Annotated in this window: 29 protein-coding genes; all 29 read left to right on the forward strand. The window is 41.7% G+C overall.

The window, feature by feature from the left end; all coding sequences use genetic code 11:
- Positions 1–50: 50 nt before the first annotated feature.
- The 29 genes from prdD to rpsM all read left to right on the forward strand — a co-directional run bounded on the left by prdD (position 51) and on the right by rpsM (position 15,630).
- A complete protein-coding gene (prdD, locus tag A8806_RS16210; RefSeq protein WP_109732254.1) occupies positions 51–812 on the forward strand; it encodes a proline reductase cluster protein PrdD in 762 nt (253 codons plus the stop codon).
- 18 nt (positions 813–830) lie between these two features.
- Positions 831–1,310, forward strand: coding sequence for a glycine/sarcosine/betaine reductase component B subunit (locus A8806_RS16215; RefSeq protein WP_109732255.1), 480 nt, complete (start codon positions 831–833; stop codon positions 1,308–1,310).
- Positions 1,311–2,214: 904 nt separating this feature from the next.
- The gene (gene rpsJ / locus A8806_RS16220) at positions 2,215–2,532 is read left to right on the forward strand and encodes a 30S ribosomal protein S10 (RefSeq protein ID WP_087150377.1); all 318 of its coding nucleotides are present in this window, start codon (positions 2,215–2,217) and stop codon (positions 2,530–2,532) included.
- Positions 2,533–2,599: 67 nt separating this feature from the next.
- Positions 2,600–3,283 carry a 50S ribosomal protein L3 gene (gene rplC, locus A8806_RS16225; protein ID WP_109732256.1) on the forward strand — a complete coding sequence of 228 codons (684 nt, stop codon included), beginning with the start codon at positions 2,600–2,602 and terminating at the stop codon, positions 3,281–3,283.
- 31 nt (positions 3,284–3,314) lie between these two features.
- Positions 3,315–3,935 carry a 50S ribosomal protein L4 gene (gene rplD, locus A8806_RS16230; protein WP_109732257.1) on the forward strand — a complete coding sequence of 207 codons (621 nt, stop codon included), beginning with the start codon at positions 3,315–3,317 and terminating at the stop codon, positions 3,933–3,935.
- Positions 3,935–4,234, forward strand: coding sequence for a 50S ribosomal protein L23 (rplW, locus tag A8806_RS16235; protein ID WP_109732258.1), 300 nt, complete (start codon positions 3,935–3,937; stop codon positions 4,232–4,234). The genes rplD and rplW overlap by 1 nt, the downstream gene beginning before the upstream one ends.
- 102 nt (positions 4,235–4,336) lie before the next feature.
- Positions 4,337–5,179: a 50S ribosomal protein L2 gene (rplB, locus tag A8806_RS16240; protein WP_109732259.1), complete on the forward strand. Its 843-nt coding sequence runs from the start codon at positions 4,337–4,339 to the stop codon at positions 5,177–5,179.
- 26 nt (positions 5,180–5,205) lie between these two features.
- Positions 5,206–5,487, forward strand: a complete 282-nt coding sequence (rpsS, locus tag A8806_RS16245; RefSeq protein WP_109732260.1) for a 30S ribosomal protein S19 — start codon at positions 5,206–5,208, stop codon at positions 5,485–5,487.
- 30 nt (positions 5,488–5,517) lie between these two features.
- Positions 5,518–5,904, forward strand: coding sequence for a 50S ribosomal protein L22 (gene rplV, locus A8806_RS16250; protein WP_109732261.1), 387 nt, complete (start codon positions 5,518–5,520; stop codon positions 5,902–5,904).
- A gap of 14 nt (positions 5,905–5,918) precedes the next feature.
- Entirely contained in the window at positions 5,919–6,575 is a 657-nt protein-coding gene (gene rpsC / locus A8806_RS16255; protein ID WP_109732262.1) for a 30S ribosomal protein S3, read from the forward strand.
- On the forward strand, positions 6,575–7,012 hold the full coding sequence (gene rplP / locus A8806_RS16260; RefSeq protein ID WP_109732263.1) for a 50S ribosomal protein L16: 438 nt from the start codon (positions 6,575–6,577) through the stop codon (positions 7,010–7,012). The genes rpsC and rplP overlap by 1 nt, the downstream gene beginning before the upstream one ends.
- A complete protein-coding gene (gene rpmC / locus A8806_RS16265; protein WP_109732264.1) occupies positions 7,002–7,202 on the forward strand; it encodes a 50S ribosomal protein L29 in 201 nt (66 codons plus the stop codon). Before rplP ends, rpmC begins: the two co-directional genes overlap by 11 nt.
- Positions 7,203–7,374: 172 nt before the next feature.
- Positions 7,375–7,632, forward strand: a complete 258-nt coding sequence (gene rpsQ / locus A8806_RS16270; RefSeq protein WP_109732265.1) for a 30S ribosomal protein S17 — start codon at positions 7,375–7,377, stop codon at positions 7,630–7,632.
- Between the two features lie 93 nt (positions 7,633–7,725).
- Positions 7,726–8,094, forward strand: a complete 369-nt coding sequence (gene rplN / locus A8806_RS16275; RefSeq protein WP_009001867.1) for a 50S ribosomal protein L14 — start codon at positions 7,726–7,728, stop codon at positions 8,092–8,094.
- Positions 8,095–8,107: 13 nt separating this feature from the next.
- Positions 8,108–8,419 carry a 50S ribosomal protein L24 gene (rplX, locus tag A8806_RS16280; protein ID WP_109732266.1) on the forward strand — a complete coding sequence of 104 codons (312 nt, stop codon included), beginning with the start codon at positions 8,108–8,110 and terminating at the stop codon, positions 8,417–8,419.
- 24 nt (positions 8,420–8,443) lie between these two features.
- Positions 8,444–8,983 (forward strand): 50S ribosomal protein L5, encoded by a 540-nt coding sequence (rplE, locus tag A8806_RS16285; RefSeq protein WP_109732267.1) that lies wholly within the window; start codon positions 8,444–8,446, stop codon positions 8,981–8,983.
- 13 nt (positions 8,984–8,996) lie between these two features.
- Positions 8,997–9,182, forward strand: a complete 186-nt coding sequence (locus A8806_RS16290; RefSeq protein WP_109732268.1) for a type Z 30S ribosomal protein S14 — start codon at positions 8,997–8,999, stop codon at positions 9,180–9,182.
- Positions 9,183–9,310: 128 nt separating this feature from the next.
- Positions 9,311–9,712, forward strand: coding sequence for a 30S ribosomal protein S8 (rpsH, locus tag A8806_RS16295; protein WP_109732269.1), 402 nt, complete (start codon positions 9,311–9,313; stop codon positions 9,710–9,712).
- Positions 9,713–9,857: 145 nt separating this feature from the next.
- Entirely contained in the window at positions 9,858–10,400 is a 543-nt protein-coding gene (rplF, locus tag A8806_RS16300) for a 50S ribosomal protein L6 (protein WP_109732270.1), read from the forward strand.
- A gap of 17 nt (positions 10,401–10,417) precedes the next feature.
- Positions 10,418–10,786: a 50S ribosomal protein L18 gene (gene rplR / locus A8806_RS16305; protein WP_109732271.1), complete on the forward strand. Its 369-nt coding sequence runs from the start codon at positions 10,418–10,420 to the stop codon at positions 10,784–10,786.
- Positions 10,787–10,801: 15 nt separating this feature from the next.
- Positions 10,802–11,311, forward strand: a complete 510-nt coding sequence (rpsE, locus tag A8806_RS16310) for a 30S ribosomal protein S5 (protein WP_109732272.1) — start codon at positions 10,802–10,804, stop codon at positions 11,309–11,311.
- Positions 11,312–11,366: 55 nt separating this feature from the next.
- A complete protein-coding gene (rpmD, locus tag A8806_RS16315; RefSeq protein WP_109732273.1) occupies positions 11,367–11,546 on the forward strand; it encodes a 50S ribosomal protein L30 in 180 nt (59 codons plus the stop codon).
- A 26-nt stretch (positions 11,547–11,572) separates the two neighbouring features.
- Positions 11,573–12,013 carry a 50S ribosomal protein L15 gene (gene rplO / locus A8806_RS16320; protein WP_109732274.1) on the forward strand — a complete coding sequence of 147 codons (441 nt, stop codon included), beginning with the start codon at positions 11,573–11,575 and terminating at the stop codon, positions 12,011–12,013.
- Positions 12,013–13,365 (forward strand): preprotein translocase subunit SecY, encoded by a 1,353-nt coding sequence (gene secY / locus A8806_RS16325; protein WP_109732275.1) that lies wholly within the window; start codon positions 12,013–12,015, stop codon positions 13,363–13,365. Before rplO ends, secY begins: the two co-directional genes overlap by 1 nt.
- Positions 13,366–13,446: 81 nt before the next feature.
- A complete protein-coding gene (locus A8806_RS16330) occupies positions 13,447–14,091 on the forward strand; it encodes an adenylate kinase (RefSeq protein WP_109732276.1) in 645 nt (214 codons plus the stop codon).
- 1 nt (position 14,092) lies between these two features.
- A complete protein-coding gene (locus A8806_RS16335) occupies positions 14,093–14,374 on the forward strand; it encodes a KOW domain-containing RNA-binding protein (RefSeq protein ID WP_109732277.1) in 282 nt (93 codons plus the stop codon).
- A 5-nt stretch (positions 14,375–14,379) separates the two neighbouring features.
- Positions 14,380–14,598, forward strand: coding sequence for a translation initiation factor IF-1 (infA, locus tag A8806_RS16340; protein ID WP_109732278.1), 219 nt, complete (start codon positions 14,380–14,382; stop codon positions 14,596–14,598).
- 120 nt (positions 14,599–14,718) lie between these two features.
- A complete protein-coding gene (rpmJ, locus tag A8806_RS16345) occupies positions 14,719–14,832 on the forward strand; it encodes a 50S ribosomal protein L36 (RefSeq protein WP_073105013.1) in 114 nt (37 codons plus the stop codon).
- A 429-nt stretch (positions 14,833–15,261) separates the two neighbouring features.
- Entirely contained in the window at positions 15,262–15,630 is a 369-nt protein-coding gene (gene rpsM / locus A8806_RS16350; RefSeq protein ID WP_109732279.1) for a 30S ribosomal protein S13, read from the forward strand.
- Positions 15,631–15,718 lie beyond the last annotated feature (88 nt).

A 15,718-nucleotide genomic window follows, 5' to 3' on the forward strand; every position in this document is an offset into this window, starting at 1 on the left:
AACGAACCTCAAAGGGGTCTGACCCCTTTGAGAATTTGGAGGTGATTTGTATGTCAGAAAAGGATCTGCGCCGTCTGGTTATCAAGGCATTTCATATGGACCGGGTCATGGAGGGCGAGGAAAACCGGATAACTCCGGATGGACTTATGACCATAAATAAAGGATGTGCTGCGAAGATGATTGAAGCGGAGCCCCTGATTGAGAATGTCGGGATCAGGGTGATACCGCCGGGCGGGCATGATTGTTGGACGAATACGATTATGGATATTATCCCGGTTTCGACAAAGGTGCTGGGGAAGCTGGGAGAAGGGATTACTCATACCCTGACAGGTGTCTATGTTGTTTTGACAGGAGTGGATACGGAAGGAAAACAGACACATGAGTTTGGGTCTTCAGAAGGTGTGCTGCGGGATAAGCTTTATCTGAACCGGGCGGGGACTCCTTCGGGGGAGGATTACATCATTTCTTTCGATGTAACTTTGAAAGCGGGCATGGGACAGGAACGGCCGGGGCCGATGGCGGCACACCGGGCCTGTGACAGATTTATCCAGATTTTCAGGGAGCAGCTTAAGAAGATGAAAGGGAATTTGTGCACAGAACGGCATGAATATCACGATGTGGTCCGCGAAGGCGGGAAAAAAGTAGTCATTATAAAGCAGGTGGCTGGGCAGGGGGCTATGTATGATACGTGGCTGTTCCCGAAGGAGCCGTCGGGAGTAGAAGGCGGACATTCGATTATTGATATGAAAAATATGCCTCTGGTTCTGACACCCAATGAATACCGGGACGGAATGATACGTTCTATGCAGTAAGAATAGGAGGAATGTAAGATGGGAATAGGGCCTTCAACGAAAGAAACAACGCTTCACCATTTTCGCGATCCCCTTCTGGATGTTGTGGCATCGGATGAAGACATAGACCTACTGGGCGTGATTATAGTGGGGACCCCGGATGATAATGAAGAAAAGATGCTCGTCGGAACGCGCGCCGCGGTTATGGCTGAGTGTATGCGTGCCGACGGGGCAATTCTGTCATCTGATGGATGGGGAAACAGCGATGTAGATTTTGCAAACACGTGTGAACAGCTCGGAATCCGTGGTATTCCGGTTACGGGTTTGAAATTCAGCGGTGTAAACGGCGGCTTTGTCGTGCAGAATAATTATCTTTCTGGAATAAAGGATACGAATAAAAGCGAAGAGGGTATCGAGACATGTGTGGTTGGAGAAAATAATATCACAGAGCTGGATGCAAGAAAAGTGACGGCTATGCTGAAGCTGAAGATGAGACAGCATGAAAGAAAGGATGTATAGGAAAAGAGTGGCTATTTAAAAAGCGAAAAGCACGACCGTGGTCGTGCTTTTCGCTTTTGGTATGTCATTGAGAGGTTTTTCCTCGTTGCCTTGCAGTTTGTATCATATACAAATCTGGGGAATGTCCTACAATGAGGATGTATATATTAATTGGAGTTTACCAGCGCAGGACAGTTCTTGGGGGAAACTGTCGGCGATGGCATAACTGCAACAGCAACCATAAGTATGGTCTGGTTATCTGCATAGCAGAATGATAACTTGAATCCGGACAACTCAGGAGGTATAAAATCATACGCTGAAGCTTTTTTATAAAAAGGCGCTTTCCGAATTTGGGGAAACCGCCTTTAGTCGCTGTCCTGTAAGTTGCTTACACTATATCACTTTACCACGGTGATGTCAAGCGCATAAAAATAATTTTTTGGACTTTTATGTCAGTTAAGCATAAAAACATTGCAATTTCTATAGAAACAGCGTTATACTTTTCTGGCAGGATAATGGAAAAGAAGAGTATTTTAAAGAGTTTCTTCTATATAAATATGTTTTGAAAATATGAATAATGAGTGGGATTTTCTAAAATATAGATTGTACGAAAAAAAATACAAAAAATATTAAAAACCACTTGAAATATATGGATGAATCCGTTATACTGAAAAAGCTGTGGCATGATAGCGATGAAGTGTGAGGTTGCTGCCGATTGCAAAGAGTAAGATGGCAGGTTTTCCACGGAGCGAATGTCAAGTTAGGAAACTGACGACAAGTCACTGTACGAATCACAACTGATTACTGATTATCAAAGATAAGAGGTATGAAACAACGTGTGAGTTTCTCGCGACACACACGGGAGAGTGTACAGTCACCGCTTGTCGTACTAAAGCAAAAGTACGAAAAGGAGGCGACTTTTTTTATGGCAAGTCAAGTAATGAGAATCACATTGAAGGCATATGATCACCAGCTGGTTGATGCATCTGCAAAGAAAATCATCGAAACTGTAAAAAAGAACGGATCACAAGTGAGTGGACCAGTGCCACTTCCGACTAAGAAGGAAGTAGTTACAATCTTAAGAGCTGTACACAAGTACAAAGACTCCAGAGAGCAGTTCGAACAGAGGACTCATAAGAGACTCATCGATATCATTACACCAACACAGAAGACTGTGGACGCATTATCCAGACTGGAAATGCCGGCCGGTGTTTACATTGATATCAAAATGAAAAGCAAATAAACAGTATTCCTAAAATTTAGGATGAGCGCATAACGCGTTCCGCTGTAAATCACAGGAGGTAATTATAATGAAGAAAGCTATCTTAGCTACTAAAGTCGGAATGACTCAAATCTTCAACGAAGATGGAGTATTGACTCCGGTAACTGTACTTCAGGCTGGACCATGTGTAGTAACACAGATCAAGACAGAAGAAAATGACGGTTACAATGCTGTTCAGGTTGGTTTTGCTGACAAGAAAGAAAAGATTGTCACAAAAGACAAGAGCGGCAAAAAAGAGATCGCACACAGAAATGGTGTGACGAGAGCTGAAAAAGGACACTTTGACAAAGCAGGTGTTTCAGGCAAAAGATATGTAAAAGAATTTAGATTTGACAATGCACAGGAGTATACACTGGCTCAGGAAATCAAAGCTGATATCTTTGAAGCAGGAGATAAGATCGACGCTACTGCAGTATCAAAGGGTAAAGGTTTCCAGGGTGCAATCAAGCGTCACAACCAGAGCAGAGGACCTATGACTCACGGTTCTAAGTTCCACCGTCACGCTGGTTCTAACGGTTCTGCTTCAGATCCGAGTAAAGTATTCAAGGGCAAGAAGATGCCTGGTCAGATGGGTAACAAGAAAATAACAGTTCAGAATCTTGAAATTGTAAGAGTTGATGCTGAAAACAATCTGCTTTTAGTAAAAGGCTCTGTACCGGGACCGAAGAAGAGTCTCGTGACAATCAAAGAAACTGTAAAGGCTGCTAACTAGTCTGACTGACGAAGAAAGGAGGAACACACAGATGGCAAACGTATCTGTTTATAATATCGAAGGTAAAGAAGTTGGTACAATCGATTTGAACGATGCCGTATTTGGTGTTGATGTGAATGAACACTTAGTACACATGGCAGTTGTAAGCCAGCTCGCAAATAATCGCCAGGGAACACAGAAAGCAAAAACACGTTCTGAAGTTTCCGGAGGTGGAAGAAAACCATGGAGACAAAAAGGAACAGGTCATGCAAGACAGGGTTCTACAAGATCTCCTCAGTGGACAGGCGGTGGAGTTGTATTTGCTCCGGTACCGAGAGACTACTCTTTCAAAATGAACAAAAAAGAGAAGAGAGCAGCTCTGAAATCTGCTCTGACTTCCAGAGTAGAAGAACAGAAGTTCATCGTAATCGACGAATTAAAGTTCGATGAAATCAAGACAAAGAAATTCCAGGAAGTATTAAACAACCTGAATGTAAACAAAGCACTGGTTGTTCTGGAAGATGACAACAAAAACGTGGAAATTTCTGCAAGAAATATCGCAAACGTAAAGACAGCTCATACAAATACAATCAACGTATTTGATATCTTAAAATACAACACAGTAATCACTACAAAAGCTGGTGTTGCAAGTATTGAGGAGGTGTACGCATAATGGCTAACGTTCAATATTATGATGTAATCCTTAAACCAGTAGTAACTGAGAAAACTATGGAGCTGATGGCAGATAAGAAATATACTTTCTTAGTCCACACAGAAGCAACTAAGTCTCAGGTTAAAGAAGCTGTTGAAAAAATGTTCGCAGGAACAAAAGTAAAAAGCGTAAATACTATGAATCTTGATGGTAAGACAAAGAGACGTGGTATGACTTACGGAAAGACAGCTAAGACAAAGAAAGCCATCGTTCAGTTAACAGATGACAGTGCAGATATCGAGATTTTCGAAGGTCTGTAAGATGGCACTATAGCCGCGAAGCGCGGGGAAACCCGTAAAGCGGCTCATATACGCATAAAAGCGTGACAACAAATAAATCGGTAAACGAAAGGAGAGAAAGTAATGGGAATCAAAACATATAACCCATATACACCTTCCAGAAGACAGATGACTGGTTCTGATTTCTCTGAAATCACAAAGACTACTCCTGAGAAATCCTTACTGGATTCCAAGAGCAGAAAAGCTGGTCGTAATAATCAGGGTAAAATTACAGTTAGACACCGCGGGGGCGGAGCTAAGAAAAAATATAGAATCGTCGATTTCAAGAGAAAGAAAGACGGTATTCCGGCAACAGTAATCGGTATCGAATACGATCCGAACAGATCCGCTAACATCGCACTGATCAGCTATGCTGACGGCGAGAAGGCTTACATCCTTGCTCCGGAAGGATTAAAGGACGGAATGAAAATCATGAACGGACCAGAAGCAGAAGTAAGAGTAGGAAACTGCCTGCCTCTTTCTGAGATTCCGGTCGGAACACAGATCCATAACATCGAATTATATCCTGGAAAAGGCGGACAGCTTGTTCGTTCAGCAGGTAACAGCGCACAGCTGATGGCTAAAGAAGGAAAGTATGCAACACTCAGACTTTCATCTGGTGAGATGAGAATGGTTCCAATCATTTGCAGAGCATCTGTTGGTGTCGTAGGAAACGGAGAGCACAACCTGATCAACGTTGGTAAAGCAGGACGTAAGCGTCACATGGGTATCAGACCTACAGTACGTGGTTCCGTTATGAACCCGAACGACCATCCACATGGTGGTGGTGAAGGTAAGACAGGTATCGGACGTCCAGGTCCATGTACACCTTGGGGTAAACCGGCACTCGGTCTTAAGACACGTAAGAAAAACAAAGCTTCTAACAAGTTAATCGTAAGAAGAAGAGATGGAAAAGCAATTAAATAATTCAGTTTACAAGGAGGTTAGAACCTATGGCTCGCTCACTTAAAAAAGGACCATTTGCAGACGAAAGCTTACTGAAAAAAGTAGACGCTATGAACGCTGCAGGTGATAAATCAGTTATTAAGACATGGTCACGTCGTTCTACAATCTTCCCGTCATTCATTGGACACACATTTGCTGTCCATGACGGAAGAAAACATGTGCCTGTATATGTTACAGAAGATATGGTTGGACACAAACTCGGAGAGTTTGTAGCAACCAGAACATACAGAGGACACGGAAAAGACGACAAGAAGTCAAAAGTTAGATAATAGCAAGATATTCGAAAGGAGGGCTTATCAATGGCAAAAGGACATAGATCCCAAATCAAGAGAGAAAGAAATGAACAGAAAGATACAAGACCGTCAGCTAAGATTTCTTACGCAAGAGTATCAGTTCAGAAGGCTTGCTTCGTATTGGATGCCATCAGAGGTAAGGACGTACAGACAGCACTTGGTATTTTAGCTTACAATCCAAGATATGCTTCTAGTATTATAGAGAAATTATTAAAATCAGCGATCGCAAATGCTGAGAATAACAACGGTATGAATGTTGAGAACCTTTATATTGAAGAATGCTACGCAAACAAGGGACCAACAATGAAGAGAATCAGACCAAGAGCACAGGGCAGAGCTTATAGAATCGAGAAGAGAATGAGCCACATCACAATCGTGCTTAATGAAAGATAATAAGGAGGGCAATAATGGGACAGAAAGTTAATCCTCATGGCTTAAGAGTCGGCGTTATCAAAGACTGGGATTCCAAATGGTATGCAGAAAAAGATTTCGCAGACAACCTGGTAGAAGACCATGAAATCAGAAAATTCCTTAAAAAGAAATTATACAGCGCAGGTGTTTCAAGAATCGAAATCGAAAGAGCATCTGACCGCGTTAAGATCATCATCTATACAGCTAAGCCTGGTGTAGTAATCGGAAAAGGCGGTTCTGAGATCGAAAAAGTGAAAGCTGAATTAAAGCAGTTCACAGACAAGAAGCTGATTGTTGATATTAAAGAAATCAAGAGACCTGACAAAGATGCTCAGTTAGTAGCTGAGAACATTGCTCAGCAGCTTGAAAACCGTATTTCATTCAGACGTGCTATGAAATCCTGCATGTCAAGAACAATGAAATCAGGGGCACTCGGAGTTAAGACATCTGTATCCGGACGTCTTGGTGGTGCTGATATGGCTCGTACAGAATTCTACAGCGAGGGTACTATCCCGCTTCAGACACTGAGAGCTGACATTGATTATGGATTCGCAGAAGCTGACACAACTTACGGAAAAGTCGGTGTAAAGGTTTGGATTTACAAAGGCGAAGTTCTTCCGACTAAAGCAGATAAGGAAGGGAGCGATAAATAATGTTAATGCCAAAAAGAGTTAAACGTCGTAAACAATTCCGTGGTAATATGAAAGGAAAAGCCTTAAGAGGAAATACCATTTCATACGGAGAGTACGGTATTATTGCAACAGAACCATGCTGGATTCGTTCTAACCAGATCGAGGCAGCCCGTGTTGCTATGACACGTTATATCAAGCGTGGTGGTAAAGTTTGGATCAAAATTTTCCCAGACAAACCGGTAACAGCTAAACCAGCAGAAACTCGTATGGGTAGTGGAAAAGGAACATTGGAGTACTGGGTTGCAGTCGTTAAGCCAGGCCGTGTAATGTTTGAAATTGCAGGAGTACCTGAGGAAACAGCTAGAGAGGCACTTCGTCTTGCAATGCATAAGTTACCTTGCAAATGCAAAATCGTTTCTCGCGCAGACTTAGAAGGCGGTGATAACAGTGAAAATTAATACATTTGTACAAGAATTAAGAGGAAAATCTGTAGAAGAATTAAATGAAGAATTAGTAGCTGCTAAGAAGGAACTCTTTAACTTAAGGTTCCAGAATGCAACTAATCAGTTAGATAATACAAGCAGAATCAAAGAAGTAAGAAAGAATATCGCCCGTATCCAGACAGCGATAACAGAAGCAAGCCGATAGTGCTTAGTGGGGTTACTCACGAACTTAGCACGCAGGCTGTTCTTGGCTGATAGTGATTAGTGAGGTTATTTACGAACTTAGCACGCAGGCCGTTCTTTGAGATTAGCGAGGTCTTTTCGAGCTTAGCGAAAAGAACTTCATTATATATAAACATCCTGAAAGGAGTAAAACTGTGGAAGAAAGAAATCTTAGAAAAACCCGTACAGGCAAGGTTGTCAGTGACAAAATGGACAAAACAATCGTTGTCGCAGTTGAAGACCACGTTAAGCATCCACTTTATAAGAAGATCGTAAAAAGAACTTATAAACTGAAAGCTCATGATGAGAAAAATGAGTGTAACGTTGGAGATACAGTAAAAGTTATGGAAACAAGACCATTATCTAAGGATAAGAGATGGAGACTTGTAGAAGTTATGGAAAAAGCAAAATAATATGCCCGCATTATGTTGGACACTTTGTCCATAAAGCAGGTTTATGTTGGACATAAGTTCAATAAGCGTATAATTTGAAGGAGGTTTACCTGCATGATACAACAAGAAAGTAGACTTAAAGTAGCAGACAACACAGGTGCTAAAGAGTTACTGTGTATCCGTGTACTTGGCGGTTCTACAAGAAGATATGCCAATATCGGAGATGTGATCGTTGCGACTGTTAAAGATGCAACACCAGGCGGCGTTGTAAAAAAAGGTGACGTTGTGAAAGCTGTAGTTGTCCGTACTGTTAAAGGCGCACGTCGTAAAGACGGTTCCTATATCAGATTCGACGAAAATGCTGCTGTTATTATAAAAGACGATATGAACCCACGTGGAACACGTATTTTTGGACCAGTAGCCAGAGAGCTCAGAGACAAGAAGTTTATGAAGATTGTTTCTTTAGCTCCGGAAGTACTGTAGGGAGGTGCCGAGAATGTCAACTATGAAGATCAAAAAAGGTGACACTGTTAAAGTGATCGCTGGTAAAGATAAAGACAAAGAAGGCAAAGTAATTGCTGTTAATAAAAAAGACGGAAAAGTTCTGGTTGAAGGCGTTAACATGCTGACAAAGCATACAAAACCAAGCGCTGCTAACCAGAATGGCGGTATCATCCATCAGGAAGGACCAATTGATATTTCCAATGTAATGTATGTACACAAAGGAACAGCTACAAGAATTGGTTTCAAGATGGATGGAGATAAGAAAGTACGTTTTGCTAAATCAACAGGCGACGTAATTGATTAATTCAAGGAAGGAGGTCCTTTAACTTTGAGTAGACTGAAAGAAACATACCAGAATGAGATCGTTGGCGCAATGATCAAAAAATTTGGATATAAAAATATTATGGAAGTGCCGAAACTTGATAAAGTTGTTATCAACATGGGTGTAGGCGAAGCGAAAGACAATGCGAAAGTATTAGAGTCAGCAGTCGCTGATCTTGAGAAGATTTCAGGACAGAAAGCAGTTCTTACAAAGGCTAAGAACTCTGTCGCAAACTTCAAAATCAGAGAAGGCATGGCTATCGGATGTAAAGTTACTTTAAGAGGAGAAAGAATGTATGAATTCGTTGATCGCCTGATCAACCTTGCATTGCCTCGTGTACGTGACTTCAGAGGTGTTAACCCGAACGCATTCGACGGAAGAGGTAACTACGCTCTTGGTATCAAGGAGCAGCTGATTTTCCCTGAAATCGAGTACGATAAAGTAGATAAAGTCAGAGGTATGGATGTAATTTTTGTTACAACAGCTAAGACTGACGAAGAAGCTCGTGAATTATTGACTCAGTTCAATATGCCATTCACTAAGTAAAGGAGGGAAATTCATGGCTAAGACATCAATGAAAATCAAACAGCAGCGTGATGCAAAATATTCTACAAGAGAATATAACCGCTGCAGAATCTGCGGACGTCCACATGGATATTTAAGAAAATATGGAATCTGCCGTATTTGCTTCCGTGAACTGGCATACAAAGGACAAATCCCAGGTGTAAGAAAAGCAAGCTGGTAGGCATAATTTTCTTAGCGCGCGCAAAGCGCACACTTAGAAAATTAGCCGTTCTTCGGGCTTTATGCACGAAGAACATCCTTACAAAAAGGAAGCTGTCAACTTTAAAAGAAATAGGAGGTCAATAATCAATGACTATGAGTGATCCAATCGCAGATATGCTTACAAGAATCCGTAATGCAAATACTGCTAAACATGATACAGTTGATGTTCCTGCATCAAAGATGAAGATGGCGATTGCTGAGATTCTTTTCAATGAAGGTTATATTGCAAAATATGACATCGTTGAAGACGGAAACTTCAAGACAATCCACATCACTTTGAAATACGGTGCAGATAAGAACGAAAAAGTTATTTCCGGTCTGAAGAGAATCTCAAAGCCAGGACTTCGTGTATACGCTAACAGCGAAGACATCCCGAGAGTACTGGGCGGACTTGGAACAGCAATCATTTCTACAAACAAAGGTGTAATCACAGACAAAGATGCCAGAAAGCTCAACGTAGGCGGAGAGGTTCTTTGCTTCGTTTGGTAGGCACTGAACACTTAATAAGTGCATAGCACGAATTTAGTGTGAAGGTCGTTCTTTGGACGAAGGACAAAGAACTTCCATACAACGAAACTGAAAACAGAGAAGCCTTCGCAGCTTCTCCGAGAATTTAAGTTATAGGAGGTACGGTATGTCACGTATAGGAAGACTGCCAATTGCAATCCCGGCAGGTGTTACTGTTGATATTGCAGAGAATAATGTAGTGACTGTAAAAGGTCCTAAAGGAACTCTTTCAAAAGAGCTTCCGACAGAGATGGAAATCAAAAAAGAAGGCGAAGAAATTATCGTCACAAGACCGAATGACCTGAAGAGAATGAAATCTTTACATGGTCTGACAAGAACACTGGTCAACAACATGGTTGTTGGTGTAACAGACGGATACCAGAAGGTTCTGGAAGTTAACGGTGTTGGTTACAGAGCAGCAAAAGCAGGAAACAAATTGACATTAAGCTTAGGATACTCTCATCCAGTTGAGATGACTGATCCGGAAGGTGTTGAGACCGTTCTGGAAGGTCAGAATAAAATTACTGTCAAAGGTATCGATAAAGAAAAAGTAGGCCAATACGCAGCTGAAATCAGAGACAAGAGAAGACCGGAGCCATACAAAGGCAAGGGTATTAAGTATGCTGATGAAGTAATCAGACGTAAAGTTGGTAAGACTGGTAAGAAATAATTAAGGAGAGTGTGAAAATGGTTAGTAAGAAATCTAGAAGCGAAGTTCGTAGAAAAAAACACATGAAATTACGTAACCGTTTCAGCGGTACTGCTGAAAGACCACGTTTAGCTGTGTTTAGAAGTAATAATCATATGTATGCTCAGATTATTGACGATACAGTTGGAACTACACTTGTTTCAGCTTCCACTCTTCAGAAAGACGTGAAAGCAGAATTAGAGAAAACCAACAACGTTGATGCAGCAGCATATTTAGGAAAAGTTATTGCCAAAAAGGCAGAAGAAAAAGGTATCACAGATGTTGTCTTTGACAGAGGCGGCTTTATATACCAGGGTAAAATCAAAGCATTAGCAGACGCAGCCAGAGAAGCTGGGCTGAATTTCTAAGAAGGGAGAACACATATGAAACAAGAACGTATTGATGCTAGCCAGATGGAATTAACAGAAAAAGTGGTATCAATTAAGCGTGTTACCAAAGTTGTTAAAGGTGGTCGTAACTTCAGATTCACAGCTTTAGTAGTTGTTGGCGATGGTAAAGGCCATGTTGGTGCAGGTTTAGGAAAAGCTACTGAAATTCCGGAAGCTATCCGCAAAGGAAAAGAGGATGCAGCTAAGAAGCTGATCACTGTTGCAATGGATGACAACGAAAGTGTAACACATGATGTTATCGGAAAATTCGGAAGTGCTTCTGTATTACTGAAGAAAGCTCCGGATGGTACAGGAGTTATTGCCGGAGGACCGGCACGTGCGGTAATCGAGATGGCAGGAATCAAGAACATCCGTACAAAATCTTTAGGTTCTAACAATAAGCAGAACGTAGTTCTTGCTACAATCGAGGGACTCAGAGAGATTAAGACTCCGGAAGAAGTTGCAAAACTTCGCGGTAAATCAGTAGACGAGATCGTAGGCTAAGAAGCTGGAGCTGTGCTCTAGCGCATATGAAGCATTCCGTAGGAGGTAAAATAGGATGGCAAATTTAAAAGTTACACTGGTTAAGTCTACAATCGGTGCTGTGCCTAAACATAAAAAGACTGTTGAAGCTCTGGGACTTAGAAAGCTCAACAAGACAGTTGTATTACCTGATAATGCAGCTACCAGAGGTATGGTACAGCAGGTTAGACACTTAGTGAAAGTTGAAGAAGCATAAATTATAAAAGATAAGGAGGTAATATCATGGACTTATCAAACTTGAGACCAGCAGACGGCTCTAAGCAGAGTGATAATTTCAGAAGGGGCCGTGGACACGGTTCTGGAAATGGTAAAACAGCCGGTAAAGGCCATAAAGGTCAGAAAGCCCGTTCAGGAGCAACAAGACCAGGCTTTGAAGGTGGTCAGATGCCTTTATACAGAAGAATACCAAAGAGAGGTTTCACATGCAGAAACTCTAAAACAATTGTTGGTATTAACTTAAATGCTTTAGAAGCATTTGAAGATGGCGCTACAGTTTCAGTTGAAACATTAATTGAGAGCGGTATCGTAAAGAATCCAAAAGACGGTGTTAAAATTCTTGGAAATGGAGAGTTAACTAAGAAGCTCACTGTTCAGGCAAATGCATTTAGTGCAAAAGCAGCTGAAAAGATAGAGGCCCTTGGTGGAAAAGCAGAGGTGATCTAATGCTAGATACTGTACGAAGAGCATTTCATATCGAAGATATCAGAAAAAGACTTTTCTATACTTTCGTAATGCTGGTCGTTGTAAGACTTGGTTCCCAGCTGCCAACGCCGGGAGTGGATCCGACCTATATTCAGAATTTTTTCGCGAATCAGACCGGTGATGCATTCAATTTTTTTGATGCATTCACCGGCGGTTCCTTTACTCAGATGTCAGTGTTTGCATTAAGCATTACACCGTACATTACATCTTCCATTATCATGCAGCTTCTTACCATCGCGATTCCAAAACTGGAAGAGATGCAGAAAGAAGGCGAAGACGGAAGAAAGAAGATCGCAGCGATTACCCGTTATGTCACGGTTGCACTTGCACTGATTGAATCAATTGCTATGGCAGTTGGATTCGGACGTCAGGGACTTCTTGTAGAATATAACTTTGTAAATGCTGCTATTGTAGTATGTACACTTACAGCAGGTTCCGCATTCCTGATGTGGATTGGTGAGCGTATTACAGAAAAAGGAGTGGGCAACGGTATTTCCATCGTCCTGCTTATCAACATTATTTCCCGAATACCCGATGACTTTGCCCAGCTCTTTACACAGTTTGTAAAAGGCAAGACGATCGCAAAGGGAGGACTTGCAGCAATCATTATCATTGCAGTCTTACTGGTTGTAGTTGTCTTCGTTATCATCCTTCAGGGTGGTGAGAGAAGAATTGCAGTACAGTATTCCCAGAAGGTACAGGGAAGAAAAACATACGGCGGACAATCTACACATATTCCGCTGAAAGTGAATACAGCTGGTGTTATCCCGGTTATTTTTGCATCATCATTGATGCAGTTCCCGACCGTTATCGCTTCCTTCTTAGGAAAAGGGAACGGCACAGGAATTGGAAGCCAGATCCTGAAGGGTATGAATTCCAATAACTGGTGTAACCCTGAAAATTTAATATATTCATTAGGACTGATTGTGTATATCGCACTTACTATTTTCTTTGCATATTTCTACACATCAATTACCTTTAATCCGCTGGAAATTGCAAACAACATGAAGAAGAGCGGTGGATTTATTCCAGGTATCCGCCCGGGTAAGCCGACTGTTGAGTACTTACAGAGGATACTGAACTACGTTATCTTCATCGGTGCATGTGGACTTGTTATTGTTCAGGTAATCCCATATTTCTTCAACGGTGTATTCAAAGCAAATGTTTCCTTCGGCGGAACATCTTTGATCATTATCGTTGGTGTAGTATTGGAGACAATCAAACAGATTGAGGCACAGATGCTTGTACGTAATTATACAGGTTTTTTGAATAGTAAAGGAAATTCCATGAAGAACAGTTTCCTTGGATATTAATTTAAACTATTTAGCTCGCCTGAGTTTTGTCCCAATAAGGATAAAACCGGCGGGTTAAAGTGCTATATGGAGGATACATTTATGAAGATTATTATGTTAGGGGCTCCTGGGGCAGGCAAAGGAACACAGGCAAAAAAAATTGCAGCAAAGTATGATATCCCTCACATTTCCACAGGTGATATTTTCAGAGCTAATATTAAGAATGGGACAGAGCTTGGACAGAAGGCTAAGACCTTTATGGACCAGGGCCTCCTTGTTCCGGACGAACTGGTGGTAGACCTTGTAGTAGACAGAGTCAATCAGGACGACTGCACAAAGGGATATGTACTTGATGGGTTCCCGAGAACAATTCCGCAGGCGGAAGCTCTGGATAAGGCACTTTCAGGTTTAGGACAGAAGATGGATTATGCCATCAATGTTGAGGTGCCTGATGAAAACATTATCCGCCGTATGTCAGGAAGAAGAGCATGTGTGGACTGCGGAGCTACTTACCATCTGGAATATGCTCCGACAAAAGAAGAAGGAATCTGTGATGTCTGCAAGGGGAAACTCATCTTAAGAGATGATGATAAACCGGAGACAGTTAAGAAGCGCCTTGGTGTTTACCACGAGCAGACCCAGCCTTTGATTGAATATTATACAAATGCTGGTATCCTGAGAGAGGTAGACGGAACGATTGATATTGATGATGTCTTTGCAGAGATCGTGAAGATACTTGGAGAATAATATGGTATTTTCACCGGGAATGCTTGTCAGATCTAAAAAAGGACGGGACAAAGGCTGTATATATGTCATAATTGATGTCAATGCTGAATATATATATCTGGCAGACGGTTTGGATAGAACTGTCTGCCATGCAAAACGAAAGAATAAAAAGCATCTGCAGGTAATAAAGAAGACAGTTTGTCCTTCTTATGCAGATGATGAAGCGATTAAGGAAAAGATTAGTAGTTATTCTCGTTTGGACACGAATGAGAATAGTAAAGTGCCAAACGTGCAGGAGGATTAGAAAGTATGTCAAAAGCTGACGTGATCGAAATTGAAGGAGTCGTAGTTGAGAAACTGCCTAACGCAATGTTTAAGGTGGAGCTGGAAAATAAGCATATTGTGCTTGCACATATCAGCGGGAAACTGCGTATGAACTTCATTAAGATTTTACCAGGTGACAAAGTGACGTTGGAAATGTCTCCATATGACCTGAGCAAGGGAAGAATTGTCTGGAGAGATAAGTAAAAAAAGTATTGACTTTACCGTAGAAACAGTGTTACAATATGAAATGGCTGTTTTTGGATAGGTGTGCCCAAAACCGGCTCGTAACATATGGTAAAGCAAAGGATGGAAGGAGGATTTGACATGAAGGTTAGATCATCAGTAAAACCAATCTGCGAAAAATGCAAAATCATTAAAAGAAAAGGAAGCGTCAGAGTAATCTGCGAGAATCCGAAACACAAACAGAGACAAGGCTAGAGCACTTAGCGAAAGCAAGCTGTAAGCGCAGCTTGAGGTTAGTGCAAAGCCTGTTCGAAGGAACTTAACGAGGTATTTTCGAGTTTAGTGAATCGAACTTCCTTATAAAAGGACCGGAGAAGCAAGGCAATGTTTGTGTAATTAATTAGGCGGCTGACAGCGCGACACGCCAGGAGGTGTGTGGGGCTGTTTAATATACAGTAGGGATACACCGTACTGCTTGGAATGCAGAAAATGCAGTGGTGGTGTCTTTTGTATATTGCTTATAATACCCGGGTGTCATTTGCGGGAAATAAACCGTGCCGGGAAAGGGCGTGCATGAATGTGTGTGCCTGGATGCTTTTGGAGAACAGAAACACCTTTCTGGAAACCAGGGGACATCCCAGTTAGGGACAATATGAAAACAGATTTGAAATGGAGGAAAGACACATGGCTCGTATTGCAGGTGTAGACTTACCAAGAGACAAACGTGTAGAAATCGGCTTAACTTATATCTATGGAATCGGTAGAACAAGCGCAAGCCGTATTCTGGCAGAGGCAGGAATCAATCCTGATACCCGTGTCAGAGATTTAACTAGTGAAGAAGTAAAGAAGATCAGTGAAGTAATCGATGAGACTCAGACAGTAGAAGGTGATCTCAGAAGAGAAATCCAGCTGAACATCAAGAGACTGAAGGAAATCGGATGCTACCGCGGAATCCGTCATAGAAAAGGACTTCCGGTACGTGGTCAGAAGACTAAGACTAATGCAAGAACATGCAAGGGTCCTAAGAGAACTGTAGCGAATAAGAAAAAATAATGTGCCTGAATTAAGCTGCATCTGCTATGCGGCTTAGAGCACATGACAGAAAATCGAAAATAACAAGTATTCAAGAAAGTAGGTTAGT

It is taken from the genome of Faecalicatena orotica, from assembly GCF_003149245.1.
Lineage (GTDB): Bacteria > Bacillota > Clostridia > Lachnospirales > Lachnospiraceae > Faecalicatena_A > Faecalicatena_A orotica.